1 protein-coding gene is annotated in these 19,243 nt (G+C 53.6%); it reads left to right on the top strand.

The annotated features are described in order from the left end of the window. Window positions 1-61 precede the first annotated feature (61 nt). Complete coding sequence (locus MHB85_RS27200; protein WP_192135695.1) at window positions 62-19,054, top strand: non-ribosomal peptide synthase/polyketide synthase; 18,993 nt, start codon at window positions 62-64, stop codon at window positions 19,052-19,054. The last annotated feature ends 189 nt before the right edge of the window (window positions 19,055-19,243 follow it).

Raw genomic sequence — 19,243 nt, 5'->3', positions numbered from 1 at the left:
CTTCTGATATTCAGGTATAAAGCCTATCTACAAACAATCTCTAATACGGGAGTGTGTCGATGTGAGAGAGAATACGAACAAGCAATATGGATTAACGCAAGCCCAGCGCCGGATATGGTTCATGGAAATTATGAATCCGGGCACATCCATCACGATGCTTTCCGCGACCTACCAGATTACGGGCGAGATCGACACCAAGCTACTTGAGCAAGCGGCAGCAGAGATTGTCAAAACCTATGACGCTTTCCGAATCCGCATTAGCGGGGATTTGCAAAATCCAACGCAGTGGTTCGAAGAGCCAGAGAATGTCCAAGCCAGGATAAGCCACCTCGAAATAGGCACGACCGAACAATTCTATGCTTGGGTGAAAGAAGTAACCGAAAAACCGGCCAGCGTGTTCGACGAACACCTCTACCAATTTACGATGATCCATTTTGCGAACGGCCAAGTATGGCTTAATTTGACTATAAATCATATCATCGCCGATGGCTTGTCCGTCACTGCTTTGCTGCATGCGGTGATGGAAAAATACCTCGAACTGCGCAAAGGCATCTTCAGCAGTTACCAGGCCCCTTCCTATCTGGATTATATTTCAACTGAGCGTGAGTATGAGCAATCGCAGCGTTATCAAAAAGGCAAGGAATATTGGCTGACCAAGTACAACACTTTGCCTGAAACGAGCGGCATTAAATCGGTTCCGCCATTCTCGATTGGCAGCGAATCGAATAAACGTTCCATCACTTTGGATGCTTCCCGCTACGACCGCATTCTGGCTTTTAGCGAACAATATCAGGTCAGTTTATATACGTTATTTTTGTCCGCCATGTACGTCTTATTGTACAAGCTGACCGACAGCACCGATGTGCCGGTCGGAACGGTTTTTGCCAATCGCACCAGCAAGAAGGAAAAAGAAACGATCGGTATGTTCGTCAGCACCGTGGCTACGCGGATTAGTCTGAATCCAGATGGGTCCGTGCTTTCCTTGATCCAAACGGTTTCCAAGGAAAATACGGCGGATCTGCGGCATCAGAAATATCCTTATAACCAATTGATCCAGGATTTACGCGAACAACACGGCCGCAACGATCTTTCGGAGCTGTTCCGCACGTCTCTGGAATATCTGCCTTTAAAAATAGTGGAGTACGAAGAAATCAAGGTACGTCTGGAGGCTCACTTTGCTAGGCACGAGATGGATGATTTACTGCTGCGCTTCGACCATATGCTGAATGAAGGTCATGTCATTCTCCATGCTTCCTATCGTACCGGCCTGTTCGAGACGACCGAGATTGATCGCATTATGGAACAGTATGTAACCGTTTTGGACCAGTTTCTTGAGACTCCCGAACTGCGGGTACGCGAGATTTCTCTACTGGGCGATGAGGAGAGACGCCGAATTCTGGATGTGTTTAACCCGCCGGTGGCAGCACTGAGCGAGGGAATAGCGTTTCACCGGTATGTCGAAAAGTTTGCACGAGACATTCCGGATCACCCGGCAGTTGTTTACATGGACAAAAAGCTGACCTACGGCGAATTGAACAAACGCGCCGAGCGGCTGGCTTCGCTCCTTCGTGAACAGGGCGTGGGAAGGGAGACAATTACGGGGATCTGGGCGGAGCGCTCGGTGGAACTGCTGGTCGGTGTGCTCGCCGTATGGAAAGCCGGCGGAGCTTATGTACCGCTGGACCCCGATTATCCGGCGGAGCGGATTGAGTACATGCTCAGCGATAGCGAAGCATCGGTGCTGCTTACGCAGCGTCATCTGATGGAGGGGGCCGGAGGTTGGTTGGCCGATGGCCGGCTGAAGCTTCAAGCTGTCTATGCGATGGACGATGAACAGATGTATAACGGGGATACCTCAGCCGTGGAATTTGAATCTGCGGACAGTGCCCCGCAAGACTTGGCTTATGTGATTTACACCTCGGGTACGACGGGACGCCCAAAAGGCGTCATGATCGAGCATGGTAGTCTCATGAATACGGCGGATGCGTACCGCCGTGAGTACCGATTGGATCAGTTCCCGGTGCGCCTGCTGCAACTGGCCAGCTTCTCGTTTGACGTGTTCGTTGGAGACATCGCGCGGACGCTATATAACGGAGGAACGATGGTAATTGTGCCAAAGGATGACCGGATTGATCCGAACCGCTTATACGGCTGGATTCGGCAGCAAAACATTACGGTATTTGAATCGACACCTGCGCTCATCCTACCGTTCATGCAGCATATTTATGAAGAAGGGCTGGACGTCAGCTCCATGCAGTTGCTGATTACCAGCTCGGATGCTTGCAGTGTCACCGATTACCGATTGCTGCAGGAAAGATTCGGCGGACAATTCCGCATCATCAACAGCTATGGCGTTACCGAAGCGGCGATTGACAGCAGCTTTTACGATGAGCCGCTGGACAAGCTCCCATCGTCGGGTCATGTGCCGATCGGCAAAGCTTGGTTGAACGCCCGGTTTTACATTGTCGATGCTGCGTTAAAGCCGGTTCCTGTAGGGGTCCCGGGTGAACTTGTCATCGGCGGCGCCGGGGTAGCGCGCGGGTATTGGAACCGTCCGGATCTGACCGCCGATAAGTTTGCAGACAGCCCGTTTGTGTCTGGCGAACGTCTGTATCGGACAGGAGACCTGGCCCGCTGGCTGGAAGACGGCAACGTTGACTTCATTGGCCGGATCGACTATCAGGTGAAAATTCGCGGGTTCCGGATCGAACTCGGCGAAATCGAAACGGCCCTGTTGCGTCTTCCGGACGTCAAGCAGGCTGTAGTGACCGACCGTACGGATGAGCAGGGGCAAAAGTATCTGTGCGGCTACGTGGCAGGGGATGCTTCCCTGCAGCTGAGTGAACTGCTGTCCCAATTGAAGCAAGAGCTACCGGCACATATGGTTCCGGCCCGGCTGGTGTCTCTTGATCAGCTTCCGCTCACACCGAACGGCAAGATTGACCGTAAAGCGCTGCCTGAACCGACCGGAGAGGTAGAAGCGGGCCGTGAGTATATGGCTCCTCGCACAACACTGGAAACAAGACTTGCTCTTATTTGGCAGCAGGTGCTGGGTATTGCGCGAGTTGGAGTCCATGACGATTTCTTTGACCTGGGTGGTCATTCCTTGCGGGCCTCCGCGCTTGTTTCCAAGATTCGAAAAGAGCTGCAAGTCGAGGTTCCGCTGCGGGACGTTTTCCGCTACACCACGATCGAACAGCTCGCCCAAAGAATCAGCGGTTTAAAGCAGCAGGAGACGTATGAGATTACAAAGGCGGCAGAGGCCGAGTATTATCCGGTTTCATCCGAGCAAAAGCGTCTGTACGTCCTGCGCCAGCTTGACGCGGCCGAGCGTAGCTACAATATGTCGGCGGCGCTTCTTCTCGAAGGCAAGCTGGACCGCACGCGCGTAGAGTACGCGTTCCGTGAGCTGATTCAGCGCCATGAGACACTGCGTACCGGGATCGAGCAGGTTCAAGGCGAGCTTGTGCAGCACATCTATGACGAGGTGGAGTTTGCCGTAGATTATTTCCAGGTGAGCGAGGGAGAAGTGGACCAAGTGGTCGAAGCATACTATCACCCGTTTGATCTGACCAAGCCGCCACTTCTTCGCATTGGTCTGATCGAAGTCGCCAAGGATCGCCACATTCTGCTGTTCGATATGCACCATATCGTTTCGGATGGTATCTCGACAGCATTGCTTTTCGACGAGTTCAGCCGCCTGTATCGGGGTGAGGAGCTGGCTCCGTTGCATATTCAATACAAAGATTATGCCGTTTGGCAGCATTCCGAACCCTACGGGCAGTTGGTCCAGCCGCAGAAGGAGTACTGGCTGGAACAGCTGTCGGGCGAGCTGCCTGTATTAGAACTGCCAACAGACTTCCCGCGGCCTGCGGTGCAAAGTTTTGATGGCCGGACCGTAAAGTTTGATATTGGGAAAGAGCGGACGGAGAAGCTGAAAGAACTGGCCGCACGGACGGGTACGACCCTGTACATGGTGCTGTTGTCTGCTTACTCGATCCTTATGCATAAATATTCGGGTCAGGAAGATCTGATCGTGGGAACGCCGATTGCCGGAAGAACGCAAGAAGAAGTGCAGCCGATCGTAGGGATGTTTATCAACACGCTGGCTATTCGCAGCCATCCGGAGCGTTCCAAGCCGTACCTAAAGTATCTGGAAGAAATGAAGGAAATCACACTCGGGGCGTTTGAACACCAAAATTATTTGTTCGAAGATGTGTTGGAAAGCCTTCACATTTCGCGCGCGACTGGCCGGAATCCGCTCTTTGATACGTTCTTTTCCCTGCAAAATACGGAGAATGAGCAAATTGTCATCGAGGGGCTGGAGCAATCGTTTTATCCGTTGGAAAACCGAACGTCCAAGTTCGAGTTGCTTCTGGACATTTCGGAGCTGGATGGTCAGCTCGAATGCCGGTTGGAGTACGCTACGGCTTTGTATAAGCAGGAGACCGCGGAGCGGTTCGCCAGACATTACGACAAGCTGCTCGAAACTATCGTAACAGCGCCGGAAGGGGATATTGCTTCGCTGGAAATGCTAACGGAGCAGGAAATCCGTGAACTGGTGCGCGGTTTTAATGATTCGGAGGCAGACTACCCGCGTCAGCAGACGATTCATGGCTTGTTCGAAGAGCAGGTGAAGCTTTACCCGGATAACGTGGCCGTCGTCATGAATGAACGGCAGTTGACCTACCACGAACTGAACGAGCGATCCAACCGCCTTGCACGTAAGCTGAGAGAGACAGGAGTCGAAGCGGATCAGTTGGTAACGATTCTGGCCGAACGTTCGCTTGATATGGTCGTCGGCATTCTGGCGATTCTCAAAGCTGGCGGAGCCTACGTGCCTGTCGATCCCGACTACCCCGAGGAACGCATCCGCTTCATGATTGAGGATTCGGGTGCGCCGTTATTGCTGATTCAAAAGCATTTGCATGAGAAGACCAACTTCGCAGGAAAGCGCCTCGAATTGGACGATTTCGTTTGGGGCGACAAAGGGGCGGAATTCGCTGGTGAGCTGGACGCTTCGAATCTGGAGCCGATTTCCGGCCCGGGTAACTTGGCTTATGTCATCTACACATCGGGAACGACCGGCAAACCCAAAGGAACGTTGATTGAGCATAAAAACGTCGTGCGCCTTTTGTTCAACGACAAGAACCTGTTTGACTTTGGGACGTCCGACACATGGACGTTATTCCACTCGTTCTGCTTCGATTTCTCCGTCTGGGAGATGTACGGAGCACTTCTGAATGGAGGAAGGCTGGTTATCGTACCGCCGCTCACGGCGAAAAATCCGGCCGAATTCCTGGCACTGTTGAGCCGCGAACGGGTCACGATTTTGAACCAGACCCCAACATATTTCTATCAACTGCTGCGTGAGGTTTTAGCGGACCATCCGTACGATCTGCGGATTCGCAACGTCATCTTCGGCGGCGAAGCGCTCAGCCCGCTGTTGCTCAAGGGTTTCAAGACAAAGTACCCGGAGACAAAGCTGATCAATATGTACGGTATTACCGAAACGACGGTTCACGTGACGTATAAGGAAATTACATGGATCGAGATGGAGGCGGCGAAGAGTAATATCGGCAAGCCGATCCCGACGCTGAGCGTGTACGTCCTGGATGAAAACCGTCGTCCTGTTCCGATCGGCGTAGCAGGCGAAATGTACGTAGCCGGAGAGGGCCTGGCGAGAGGATACTTGAATCGCCCGGATTTGACGGCGGAAAAGTTCGTTGATTCCCCGTTTGCGGAGGGGGAAAAACTGTATCGCTCAGGCGACTTGGCGGCCTGGCTGCCGGACGGCAACATCGAATACCTCGGCCGGATCGATCATCAGGTCAAAATCCGCGGGTACCGGATCGAGCTGGACGAAATTGAGACGCAGCTTCTGAACGTGGAAGGTGTGGAAGAAGCGGTGGTGCTCGCCCGTCAGGATAACGGGGGCGAGAAGGCGCTGGTTGCCTACTTTGTGGCGGACCGGACGCTGACGGTTAGCGAAATGAGAACCTCGCTGGCCCAGGGAATGCCGGGATACATGATCCCGTCGTACTTCGTGCAGCTGGAACGCATGCCGCTGACGTCCAACGGGAAAGTGGACCGCAAAGCACTGCCGGAGCCGCAAGGCGGCCTGCAAACGGGTGTCGAATACGTAGCCCCTCGTAACCTTACGGAGTCCCAGCTTGTGAAAATCTGGGAGGAAGTGCTGGGTTACTCGGGCATTGGAATCCTGGACAATTTCTTCGAACTCGGAGGACATTCCTTGCGGGCAACAAACCTTGTCAGCAAGATTCGGAAGGAAATGAACGTTGAACTTCCGCTGCGCGATGTGTTCCGCTATATGACGGTAGAATCGATGGCTGGGGCTATTGCCAGCTTGGAAGAATCAGAGCACAGCACGATTCCAGTAGCGGAAGAGAAAGCATACTATCCGGTTTCCTCTGCACAAAAAAGGCTGTACGTCCTGCATCAGCTGGATAGCTTGGAGCTGAATTATAACCTCCCAAGCGCTCTACAATTGGAGGGGGATTTGAACGAGGCCAAAGTAGAAGATGTGCTGACTACTTTGATGGCCCGGCACGATATGCTGCGCACCGGTTTTGAAATCGTGAATGGGGAGCCGGTTCAGCGTATTCATCCGCTCGTCGCTTGCAAGGTCGAGAAGATTCGAGCAAGCGAGGATCAGGTTGCAGCCATTCTTGAAGGCTTCATCCAGCCTTTTGACTTGACCCAGCCGCCTTTGCTGCGCGCCCTGCTGATCGAATTGGAGAAAGAAAAATTCCTGCTTGCGCTGGATATGCATCACATTGCTTCCGATGGTCTTTCCATGGATGTACTGCTGCGTGAATTCGTGCGGCTATACAATGGGGAAGAGCTGCCGGAGCTGCGGATTCAATACAAGGATTACGCCGTTTGGCAGCAATCCGAGGAACAGCGTCAACGCATCAAACGACAGGAGGAATACTGGCGCGGGGTATTCAGCTCCGAGCTTCCGGTTCTTGAGCTGCCTCTTGACTACTCCCGTCCAGCCGTTCAGCAGTTTGACGGTCAAACGCTCACGTTTACGCTAGATGCGGAGAAAGGCGAAGCTCTCAAACAGCTTGCCAGCGATTCGGGGGCAACGTTGTACATGATTCTGCTGGCTGCGTACTCCGTATTGCTTCATAAATACGCGGGACAGGAAGATATCGTAGTCGGCACTCCGATTGCCGCTCGTTCTCACGCCGACTTGCAGCCGATTATCGGCATGTTTGTCAATACGCTGGCCCTTCGCTTGGGTCCGACGGCAGAGCGGACGTTCATGGATTACTTGCAGGAAGTGAAGGAAACGACACTTGGAGCCTACGAGCACCAGGATTATCCGTTTGAGGAGCTGGTAGAAGCTCTTCAGGTGAGCCGGGATTTAAGCCGGAATCCGCTGTTTGACACCATGTTTTCTTTGCAAAAGCACGAAAGCCTGGATTTAATTCTTGAAGGCTTGCAGTGGTCGCTGTTTGACATCGAGGAAAAGACGGCAAAGTTTGATCTTAGCTTGGATATCGTGGAAGAGGGTAACGAGTTGGTTTGCAAGATCGAGTACGCTACCTCGTTGTTTAGACAGGAAACGATGGAACGGCTGGCGGGTCATTACGAGCAGCTTTTGGCGTCGATCCTGGCTCAGCCGGGTGCGCGGATTTCGGATTTGGATATATTGACGGACAGCGAAAAGGATAATTTATTGGTCGGGTTTGACGTGTCGTCTTCGGCTCTTGTGAAGCAACCCGCCGCAGAGGGTACAGGTCTGGAAGCGGATGAGTCATGGAGAGAGAGAACGTTCCACGAGCTGTTCGAGGAGCAGGCGAAACGCGCTCCGGGAGCGCTAGCGGTTGTATACGAAGACAGCAAGCTGACATATGCGGAGCTGAATGCCAAAGCGAATCGTCTGGCGTATGTACTGCGGGCACGTGGGGTGAAACCGGAACAGGTGGTCGGCATTCTGGCCGGCCGTTCAGCCGAGCTGTTGATCGGGGTGCTCGCCGTATGGAAAGCTGGCGGTGCTTATGTACCGCTTGACCCCGACTATCCAGCGGAGCGGATAGAATATATGCTTGCGGATAGCGGGGCGTCGGTGCTGCTTACCCAGACCTGCCTGTTGGAGCAGGCGGAAACTTGGCGCTGCAACGGAGCTTTAACGCTGCAAGCGGTGCTTGCACTTGATGACGCCGCGGCGTACAGCCTCGGAACGGCGGAAACGGCTGTAGGCGTACAAGCTTTGGGCGAAGCGGGCGCGGAGGCGGAGGCTTTGGCGCGAGAGGCGACGGCTGCAGCCGAAACGTCCGTCACGGCAGAAGCTGCGCAGAACGTACAAGCGGCGGATCTCGTATCAAATCCGGCAAATGTGAACAAGCCGGGCGATCTGGCTTATGTCATCTACACCTCCGGTACGACGGGCCGTCCGAAGGGCGTGGCAGTGGAACACGGCAGCTTGGTGAACACGGCGGCGGGCTACCGGCGGGGCTACCGTCTGGATCAGTTCCCGATCCGGCTGCTGCAACTTGCCAGTTTCTCGTTTGACGTGTTCGTTGGTGACATTGCACGGACGCTGTACAACGGTGGAACTATGGTCATTGTGCCGAAGGAAGACCGGATTGATCCAACCCGCCTCTATGGCTGGATTCGCGACTACGCCGTGACAGTGTTCGAATCAACTCCTGCGCTGGTTGTGCCGTTCATGGAGCATGTGTATACCGAGGGTCTGGACCTCAGCTCGATGCAGCTGCTGATCACAAGCTCGGATGCCTGCAGTGTAGCGGATTATCGTACCTTGCAGGAGCGCTTTGGCTCGCAGTTCCGTATTATTAACAGCTACGGCGTAACTGAAGCGGCGATTGACTCCAGCTTCTATGACGAGCCGCTGGAGAAGTTGCCGAAGACGGGCAGCGTGCCAATCGGGAAAGCGTGGCTTAACGCCAGATTCTACATCGTGGATGCAAATCTGAAGCCAGTGCCGATCGGGGTGCTCGGCGAGCTGGTTATCGGCGGAGCGGGAGTGGCGCGCGGTTACTTGAACCGCCCGGGTTTAACGGCGGAGAAATTCGTTGATAGCCCGTTCACCGCTGAGGAGCGGTTGTACCGGACGGGTGATCTGGCACGCTGGATGCCTGACGGCAACGTAGAATTCATCGGCCGAATTGACAATCAGGTGAAAATTCGTGGTTACCGGATTGAGCTTGGTGAGATTGAAGCGGCCATGAAAAATGTTGCCGAGGTGCGGCAAGCGCTAGTCATCGACCGGACGGACGAGCAAGGGCAGAAATATCTGTGCGGATATGTCGTAGTGGATTCCAGCTTCAATCTGGAAGGACTTGTGGCCCATCTGGACGCCGTACTGCCTTCTCATATGGTGCCTTCGCGCATCATGCTTCTCGATCAATTGCCGCTTACACCGAACGGCAAGATTGACCGTAAAGCATTGCCTGTGCCAGAAGGAAGCATTCGTGCCGAGGTTGCATACACGGCGCCGCGTACTCCTGCCGAGCAAGCACTCGCTTTGGTCTGGCAGTCAGTGTTAGGCGTGGATCAGGTGGGCACCATGGATAATTTCTTTGCGCTTGGTGGGGATTCAATTAAAGCTTTACAGGTATCTTCTCGTCTATTGCAGTCGGGGTATAAGCTGGTCATGAAAGATTTATTCCATTACCCGACGATTTCCGCCCTTAGTTTGCGGTTGCAAACAGCGGAGAGAACGGCAAGCCAGGCCGAAGTGACGGGAGAGGTTATCCTGACCCCGATTCAGCGCTGGTTCTTTGAACAAAATCCGGCCGATGTGCATCATAGCAATCAGGCACTCATGCAGTTCTCCAAGCAAGGCTTTGATGAAAAAGCTTTACGCCAAGCGGTGCGTCAGCTTATCGTGCATCACGATGCTCTTCGTACGGTTTATCGTCAAACCGAGAATGGTTATACCGCATGGAACCGCGGCGCTGGGGAGAGCGAAGTGCTGTTCGATCTGGAGGTTGTCGATTTCAAGGGAGCCCGCGACGTGAAAAAAGCGGTAGAGGCTAAGGCAAATGATATTCAAGCGAGCATCGATCTGGAAAACGGTCCGCTGGTGAAGCTTGGTTTGTTCCGCTGCAACGATGGCGACCATCTGCTCATCGCAATCCATCACTTGATCGTAGACGGCGTATCCTGGCGGATTCTGCTTGAGGATTTTGCTGCCGCCTATGAGCAGGCGCTGCAAGGGCAGCCGATCCGTCTGCCGCTCAAAACGGATTCATTCCAAACGTGGGCGAAACAGCTCGCTGATTATGCGAACGGGCCGGCGATGGAAAGCGAGAGAGCGTATTGGCAGTTTATCGAGCAATTGGTCTATGAGCCGCTTCCAAAAGATTTTGATCAAGGCAGATCCAAACTGAAGGACAGCGGGCTCGTAACCGTTCGATGGGCGGCGGACGAAACTGAACAGCTGCTGAAGCGGGCTCATCGTGCTTACCATACGGAAATGAACGATTTGCTGCTTGCTGCGCTGGGCCTCTCAGTACAAGCTTGGAGCGGCCAGAAACGCGTGCTGGTGAATCTCGAAGGCCACGGCCGGGAAGAAGTTTTGCCAGATGTGGACATTACGCGCACGGTAGGTTGGTTTACAAGCCAATTCCCTGTTGTTCTGGAGCCAGGTCACGCTCAGGCACTCGGTCATCAGGTGAAACAGGTGAAAGAAAACTTGCGCCGCATTCCGAACAAAGGAATCGGCTACGGCATCCAGCGTTATTTGTCGGCGCCGTGTGACGGAGAACGCTTCGTTTTGGAGCCGGAGATCAGTTTTAACTATTTGGGTCAGTTCGACCAGGATTACGAAAGCAGTAGCTCCCAGCCTTCTCCGTTCAGCCCGGGCTCCGATTCAAGCCCAAATGCTGTGATGGATTATGTCCTAGATATCAATGGTATGGTGTCGGAAGGCGTGTTGGAACTCACGATCCGTTATGGAGAAACCCAGTATCAACGGGAAACGGTTGAGCGTTTGGGCACCCTGCTTCAATCGAGTTTGCGTGAAGTCATCAGCCATTGCGTATCGAAAGAGCGGCCGGAGCTTACCCCTAGTGATGTACTGCTTCAAGATGTGACGGTGGAGGAACTGGAGCAGCTGTCCGAACATACGGCGGCACTCGGCGAACTGGAGAATGTATACACCCTGACTCCGCTGCAAAAAGGGATGTTGTTCCACAGCTTGCTGGATGCCGATTCGGAAGCTTACTTCGAACAGGTAACCTTCGATCTGTACGGAAGTCTGAATGTGGAAGCCTTCACCCGAGGGTTGGATACGCTGGTGCAGCGGAATGAGGCGCTGCGGACCAACTTTATTACCGGCTGGAGAGACGAGCCGATTCAAGTGGTATTTCGCGAGCGGAAGTGTGAAGTGTATTTTGAAGATATTCGCACGGCAAGAGATGAACACCCTGAGAAGACGATAGCCGATTTTGTCAGCGCGGATAAGGCGAACAAGTTCGATTTGGCCCAAGACTCTCTTATGCGTGTGACCGTTTTGCGCACAGGCGACGAGTCCTACCATGTGATTTGGAGTCATCATCACATTTTGATGGATGGCTGGTGCATGTCCTTCATGATCAAGGAAGTGTTCGACACTTACTTTGCGTTTCAGGAGAAGCGAGCGCCAGAGCTCCCACCGGTTACCTCGTACTCCCGATATATCGAATGGCTGGAAGCTCAAGATGTAGCGAAAGCTTCGGGTTACTGGTCTGAGTATTTGGCGGGTTACGATCAGCAGACCAAGCTGCCGCAGGAGAGAACGCAGCTGAAACAGCATGCTTTTGAAATGGCTGAGATCGATGTGGAACTCAGCAAAGGACTGACTGGGCAGATTGAGCGTGTGGCACGCCAGCAGCAGGTGACACTCAACACATTTATGCAGACTGTATGGGGACTGGTCTTACAGATATACAACAACAGCGAGGATGTTGTATTCGGTTCCGTTGTATCCGGCCGTCCGGCGGAAATTCCGGGCATTGAAAGCATGATTGGCCTGTTTATTAATACGATCCCGGTCCGTATTCAAGGTAAAGCCGAGGAGACGGTAGCCGATATTTTGAGAAAAACCCAGGATCAAGCGCTGGCATCGGGAGCTTACGAAACATTCCCGCTGTTCGAAATTCAGTCGCTGAGCGAGCAAAAGCGTGACTTGATCAACCATATTATGGTCTTTGAAAATTATCCGATGGAAGAACAGATTGAGCAAGTTGTCGGCGGAGGACAAGAAGCGCTGAAAATCGCTAATATCCAATCGCCGGAACAAACGAACTACGACCTGGACATTACCGTCATTCCGGAAGAGCATATTTTGCTGCGGTTTACGTACAATGCACTGACATTCAGAGAGCATGACATCAGGCAGATCCACGGTCATTTTGCCCGTGCATTGGAGCAGGTTGCGGCTAATCCGAATGTTCGTGTACATGAGTTAGAGCTTTTGACGGCGGCGGAAAAAGAAGAAATTGTAGGCGTGTTTAATCCGGTGCAGCCGGAAGTGGCTCCTGTTGGCGCCTTCCATCGCCTGTTCGAGGAACAGGCGGAACACACGCCGGAAGCGGAAGCCGTCGTATACGAGAACGATCGGCTGACGTATGCGGAGCTGAACGAGCGGGCGAACCGCCTGTCGGCAACACTGCGTGCAAGCGGCATCGGTCGGGAGACGATCGTTGGTATTCTCGCCGAGCGTTCGGTCGATTTGCTGGTGGCCGTGATGGCCGTCTGGAAAGCGGGAGGGGCGTATGTACCTCTTGACCCGGATTATCCGGCGGACCGCGTGCGGTTCATGCTGGAAGACAGCGGAGCGAAGGTGCTACTGACACAAACGCTGCTGCGAGAGCGCGCCGAATCCTGGCTCGGCGAAGAGGAATTGGCACTGGAGACGGTGCTGTATCTCGACGACGAAACGTCATACAGCGAAGATCGGGTAAATGCCCCGATGGGCTCCAGCATGGTTTCAGGTCTGGTCTCCGGCGAGCTGACGGGTGCTGTGAACGACCGTAATGAGAGTCACCCAAATGATGTTGATGTTGTCGGTATGGGTAGCTTCCATGAAGCCCGTCCGGAGGATCTGGCGTACGTCATCTACACGTCTGGAACGACGGGCAAGCCAAAAGGCGTGATGATCGAGCACCGCAGCCTGGTGAACACGGCAGCGGGCTACCGACGGGAATACCGGTTGGATCAGTTCCCGGTAAGGCTGTTGCAGCTCGCCAGCTTTTCGTTTGACGTGTTCGTGGGCGACATTGCGCGGACGTTATACAACGGTGGTACCATGGTCATTGTACCGAAGGACGACCGGGTCGATCCGTCTCGTCTGCACTACTGGATAGAGCGGGAGCAAGTGACGATCTTTGAATCAACACCGGCACTGATCGTGCCGTTCATGGAGCATGTGCATGAGCAGGGGCTAGAGTTAAGCGGTATGGAGCTGTTGATTACAAGCTCAGACAGTTGCAGTGTGGCGGAATACCGAACCTTGCAGGAACGGTTTGGTTCGTCGTTCCGCATTATCAACGCCTACGGCGTGACAGAAGCGGCGATCGACTCCAGTTTCTATGACGAGGAGTTGGCGAAGCTGCCGCAAACAGGCCATGTGCCAATTGGCAAAGCGTGGTTAAATGCGAAGTTTTACATCGTGGATGCACATCTGAATCCTGTTCCAGTCGGCGTGCTGGGCGAATTGGTTATCGGCGGAGTGGGTGTGGCACGCGGGTACTTGAACCGTCCAGAGCTGACGGAAGAGAAGTTTGTAGATAGTCCGTTTATCGTAGGTGAGCGGTTGTATCGCACGGGAGACTTGGCACGGTGGATGGAGGACGGAAACGTGGGCTTCATCGGCCGGATCGATAACCAGGCGAAAATCCGGGGTTACCGGATCGAGACGGGCGAAGTCGAAGCAAAGCTGCTGAGTGTAGATGGCGTGAAGGAAACGGTCGTTGTTGTCAGGGAAGATCAAGAGGGGCAGAAAGCGTTGTGCGCTTATTATACATTGGAAAAAGGCTTGACGGCGGCAGATTTGAAACGGGCGATCTCCAGCGAGCTACCGGGATACATGATTCCGTCGTATTTCGTCGAACTGGAGCAATTGCCTCTAACGCCGAATGGGAAAATTGACCGGAAGGCGCTGCCAGCGCCGGAAGGGGGAGCAGGCGGAGGCCGCGAATACGTGGCGCCGCGCACCGAACTGGAGGCAAAACTGGCCGCCATTTGGCAGGAAGTGCTTGTTCGGGAGAAGGCGGTAGGCGTAATGGACAACTTCTTCGACCTCGGAGGACACTCCCTGCGGGCGACAACACTTGTCAGTAAAATGCATAAGGAGCTCGGCGCCCAATTCCCGCTTCGCGACGTATTCCGCTACTCGACAGTTGAGGAAATGGCTGTGGCTATGGAGCAGTTGGAGATCGGCTCGTTTACGGCTATTCCGGCTGCGGAACCTAGCGAGTACTATCCGCTCTCTTCTGCTCAGAAACGTCTCTACATCTTGAACCAGCTGGAAGGAGGCGAGCTGAGCTACAACATACCGGGAGCTATGTTACTCGAAGGGCAGCTCGACCGGCAGCGGTTTGAAGAAGCATTCCGCGGGCTTGTAGCTCGTCATGAAACGCTGCGTACCGGCTTTGAGATGGTTGAGGGCGAAGGGGTTCAGCGGATTTACGAAGAAGTCACCTTCCAGGTGGAATATGTGCAGATCAACGGGGAGCAGGCGGAAGAAACGGTGAGCCAATTCGTTCGTGCGTTTGATCTGGCAAAGCCGCCACTTCTGCGGGTGGGCATTGCCGAACTCGCGCCGGACCGACACATTCTGATGTTTGATACACATCATATCGTATCGGACGGCGTTTCAATGGACGTACTGATCGAAGAGTTTGTGCATTTGTACAGCGGGGAGCCGCTCAAGCCACTCCGCATTCAGTACAAAGATTATGCAGTATGGCAGCAATCGGATAACCAGAAAGCTCAGCTAGCCAAGCAGGAAGCCTACTGGCACGACATGTTCCGCGGAGAACTGCCAGTTCTCGAAATGCCGACGGACTATCCGCGCCCGGCTATGCAGAGCTATGAGGGCCGCACGCTGCAATTGTTTATGAATATTGAGAAAAGCGAAGGTCTGAAACGGCTTGCAGCTGAGAACGGCGCAACGCTTTACATGGTTCTGCTTGCAGCGTATAACGTGCTTCTGCATAAATATTCAGGTCAGGAAGACGTGGTGGTAGGTACGCCGATTGCGGGCAGAAATCACAGCGACGTTCAACCGCTGATCGGGATGTTCGTTAATACATTGGCCATTCGCAGTTACCCGGCTGCCGGTAAGACGTTCCTTGACTACTTGAAGGAAATCAAGGAGACAACGCTGGGTGCTTTTGAACATCAGAATTATCCGTTTGAGGAACTGGTGGATAAGGTAAACGTAGCTCGTGATTTAAGCCGAAATCCGCTGTTTGATACGATGTTTGCTTTGCAGAATACAGAAAATGTCGAAATACAGCTTCCGGGACTGCATCTGTCGACGTATGCCAGCGAAGAAATTGTTTCCAAATTTGATCTCAGCTTGGACGTCACGGAGATTGAGGATGGCTTGGAATATCTTTTTGAATACGCCACGGCTCTATATAAAACGGAAACGGTGGAGAAGTTGGCTGCACACTACTTGCAGTTGCTTGAATCCATTCTCTCCAACCCGTCAGCGACGATTGCCGAGTTGAATATTTTAACGGCGGCGGAAAAAGAAGAAATTGTCGGCGCGTTTAACCCGGGGCAGCCGGAAGTGGCTCCTGCGACCGCGTTCCACCGGCTGTTCGAGGAACAGGCGGAACATACGCCGGAAGCGGAAGCCGTCGTATACGAGAACGATCGATTGACGTATGCGGAGCTGAACGTACGGGCTAACCGCTTGGCGGCTACGCTGCGCGGAAGCGGCATTGGCCGGGAGGAGATTGTTGGCATTCTCGCCGAGCGTTCGGTCGATTTGTTGGTGGCCGTGATGGCCGTCTGGAAAGCGGGAGGGGCGTATGTACCGCTTGATCCGGATTATCCGGCGGACCGCGTGCGGTTTATGCTCGAAGACAGCGCAGCGAAGGTACTGCTGACGCAAACGCAGCTGCGAGAGCGTGCCGAAGCCTGGCTCGGTGAAGAGGAACTGGCACTGGCGAAGGTGCTGTATCTCGACGACGAAACGTCATACAGCGAGGAACGAAGCAATGTGCCAATGGACTTTGGCCAAGGTTCCAACAGTGCTCCCGATCGAGTTAACGGCAAGCTAACGGGGGCTGTGAACGGTGGTGGCGAGATTCATCCAAATGATGTTGTCGGTATGGACAGCTTCCATGAAGCCCGTCCGGAGGATTTGGCGTATGTCATCTACACGTCCGGAACGACGGGCAAGCCCAAGGGTGTGATGATTGAGCACCGCAGCCTGGTAAACACGGCAGCGGGTTACCGACGAGAATATCGGTTGGATCAGTTCCAGGTGCGACTGCTGCAGCTCGCCAGCTTCTCGTTTGACGTGTTCGTGGGCGATATCGCGCGGACATTGTACAACGGAGGCAGCATGGTCATTGTACCGAAAGACGACCGGATCGATCCGTCTCGTCTGCACTACTGGATAGAGCGGGAGCAAGTGACGATCTTTGAATCAACGCCGGCGCTGATCGTACCGTTTATGGAATACGTGCATGAGCAAGGGCTGGAGTTGAGCAGGATGGAGCTGTTGATCACAAGCTCGGACAGCTGCAGTGTGGCAGATTACCGGACCTTGCAGGAACGGTTTGGCTCATCGTTCCGCATTATTAACGCCTACGGTGTGACGGAAGCGGCAATTGACTCCAGTTTCTATGACGAGGAGTTGGCGAAACTGCCGCAGACTGGCCATGTGCCAATTGGCAAAGCGTGGTTGAATGCGAAGTTCTATATCGTGGATGCACATCTGAATCCTGTTCCAGTCGGCGTGCTGGGCGAATTGGTTATCGGCGGAGTCGGTGTGGCGCGCGGGTACTTGAACCGTCCGGCGCTGACGGAAGAGAAGTTTGTAGACAGCCCTTTCACCGCGGGTGAGCGGTTGTATCGCACGGGAGATTTGGCACGGTGGATGGAGGACGGCAACGTGGATTTCATCGGCCGGATCGACAATCAAGCGAAAATCCGGGGCTACCGGATCGAGACGGGTGAGATTGAGTCACAGCTGCTGCGGGTGGTAGGTATACGCGAAGCGGTGGTGCTGGTTCGAAGTGATGCGAACGGGCAAAAGGCGCTGTGCGCGTACTACACAACGGAAAGCGAACTGACGGCGGCCGACCTGAAACGAGCGATCTCCAGCGAGCTGCCGGGTTACATGATCCCATCGTACTTCGTGGAGCTGGAGCATTTACCTCTGACACCAAACGGGAAAATCGACCGGAAAGCGCTGCCGGCGCCGGAAGAGGGAGCAAGTGCAGGGCGCGAATACGTGGGGCCGCGCACGGATCTGGAGACGAAACTGGTATCCATCTGGCAGGACGTGCTTGGGTCAGTTACGATTGGTGTGACAGACAACTTCTTCGACCTCGGGGGTCACTCGCTGCGGGCGACAACGCTGGTCAGTAAGGTGCACAAGGAGCTGCACGTGGACCTGCCACTGCGCGATGTATTCCGGTACTCGACTATTGAAGCGATGGCAGAAGTGATTAGCCGATTGGAGCAGCAGGAATTCTTCTCCATTCCGGTTCTGGATAAAAGGGAGTATTATCCGCTTTCCTCTGTGCAAAAACGGCTGTACATCCAGCAGCAGATGGAAGGTGCCGAGCTTAGCTACAACATGTCCGGCATGACGGTTCTCGTCGGGCGCTTGGAGCGGAATCAATTCGAGGCGGCGCTCCAAGGATTAATCGCTCGTCACGAAGTTTTGCGAACTGGCTTCGAGATGGTCGACGGCGAACCGGTACAACGGGTTTATTCGGATTTGGATTTTTCCGTCGAGTATACAAAAGCGCCGGAAAGTGAAACAAAAAGCATTGCAGATGCCTTTGTACGTGTCTTTGATTTGGAGCGGCCACCGCTGCTGCGTGTGGGCTTAGTTGAATGGGAAGCGGAACGTCATCTGCTTATGCTGGACATTCATCATATCGTCACGGATGGCATGTCGATGGGTATCTTCATCGAAGAGCTGCTGCGCCTGTATAACGGTGAGACGTTGGAACCGCTTCGGATTCAATACAAGGAATTCGCCGCTTGGCAGCAGTCCGAACCTGTAAAAAAACGGCTGAAAAGTCAGGAAGCTTACTGGCTGGACATGCTAGAAGGTGAACTGCCAACGCTTGAGCTGCCTACGGACTTTGTCAGACCCGTCGTTCGCAGCTTTGAGGGAGATGTGCTGCCTTTCAGTATCGACAAGCAGATGACCGACAGCTTGCAGCGTATTGCCGATGAGAACGGTGCTACCCTATATATGGTGTTATCGGCGGCCTATTCTATCCTGCTCAGCAAGTACTCGGGACAAGAAGACTTCATTGTAGGCACACCGGTTTCGGGCCGCACACATGCCGACCTGGAGCCACTCATCGGAATGTTTGTCAACACGTTGGCGATCCGCCATTATCCATCCGGGGAGAAGACGTTCCTCGATTACTTGAACGAAGTCAAAGAAACGATGCTGGGGGCCTACGACCACCAGGATTATCCGTTTGAAGAACTTGTGAAAAAGCTGCAGGTGCCGCGCGATCAAAGCCGCAATCCTGTATTTGATGTCATGTTTGCAGTGGAAACGAAGGAAGATAACGTTCAAAGCTTCGGGGATATCCAGATCGAATCTTATCCAGAAACGCATACGGTTTCCCAATTTGACCTTACCTTGATCATTTCGTTGCTGGATGAGGGTATGAATGGGCAGTTTGAATATGCCACCAAGTTGTTTACGCGCAATCTGATCGACAATTTCGCTCAGGACCTGCTCGTGATCATCACCCAAATTGGCGAACAGCCTTCGGTGCTGCTCAAGGATATTTCCCTGAACGGGCAATCCGAACAGGAGCAAGATGAGCTAGAGGCTATTGATATTATTTTCTAATCCTTTATCCGGCTTGGGTGAAAATGGATCATTTAAGCACGTTATATGCGACATTCGGTATATTGAGGAAGTGGTAATGAAAATTTGTGGTGGTTTCACGACTTTTTTATCACCTGACAAAAGTATTTAAGTTATGTAACAAAGGGTCCTGATGACAGTTGTCATCAGGACCCTTTGTTTATGAACGTA

The sequence above is a fragment of the Paenibacillus sp. FSL K6-4396 genome (genome assembly GCF_038002525.1).
GTDB lineage: Bacteria > Bacillota > Bacilli > Paenibacillales > Paenibacillaceae > Paenibacillus > Paenibacillus amylolyticus_B.
This window is presented reverse-complemented; position numbering and strand designations above follow the sequence as displayed.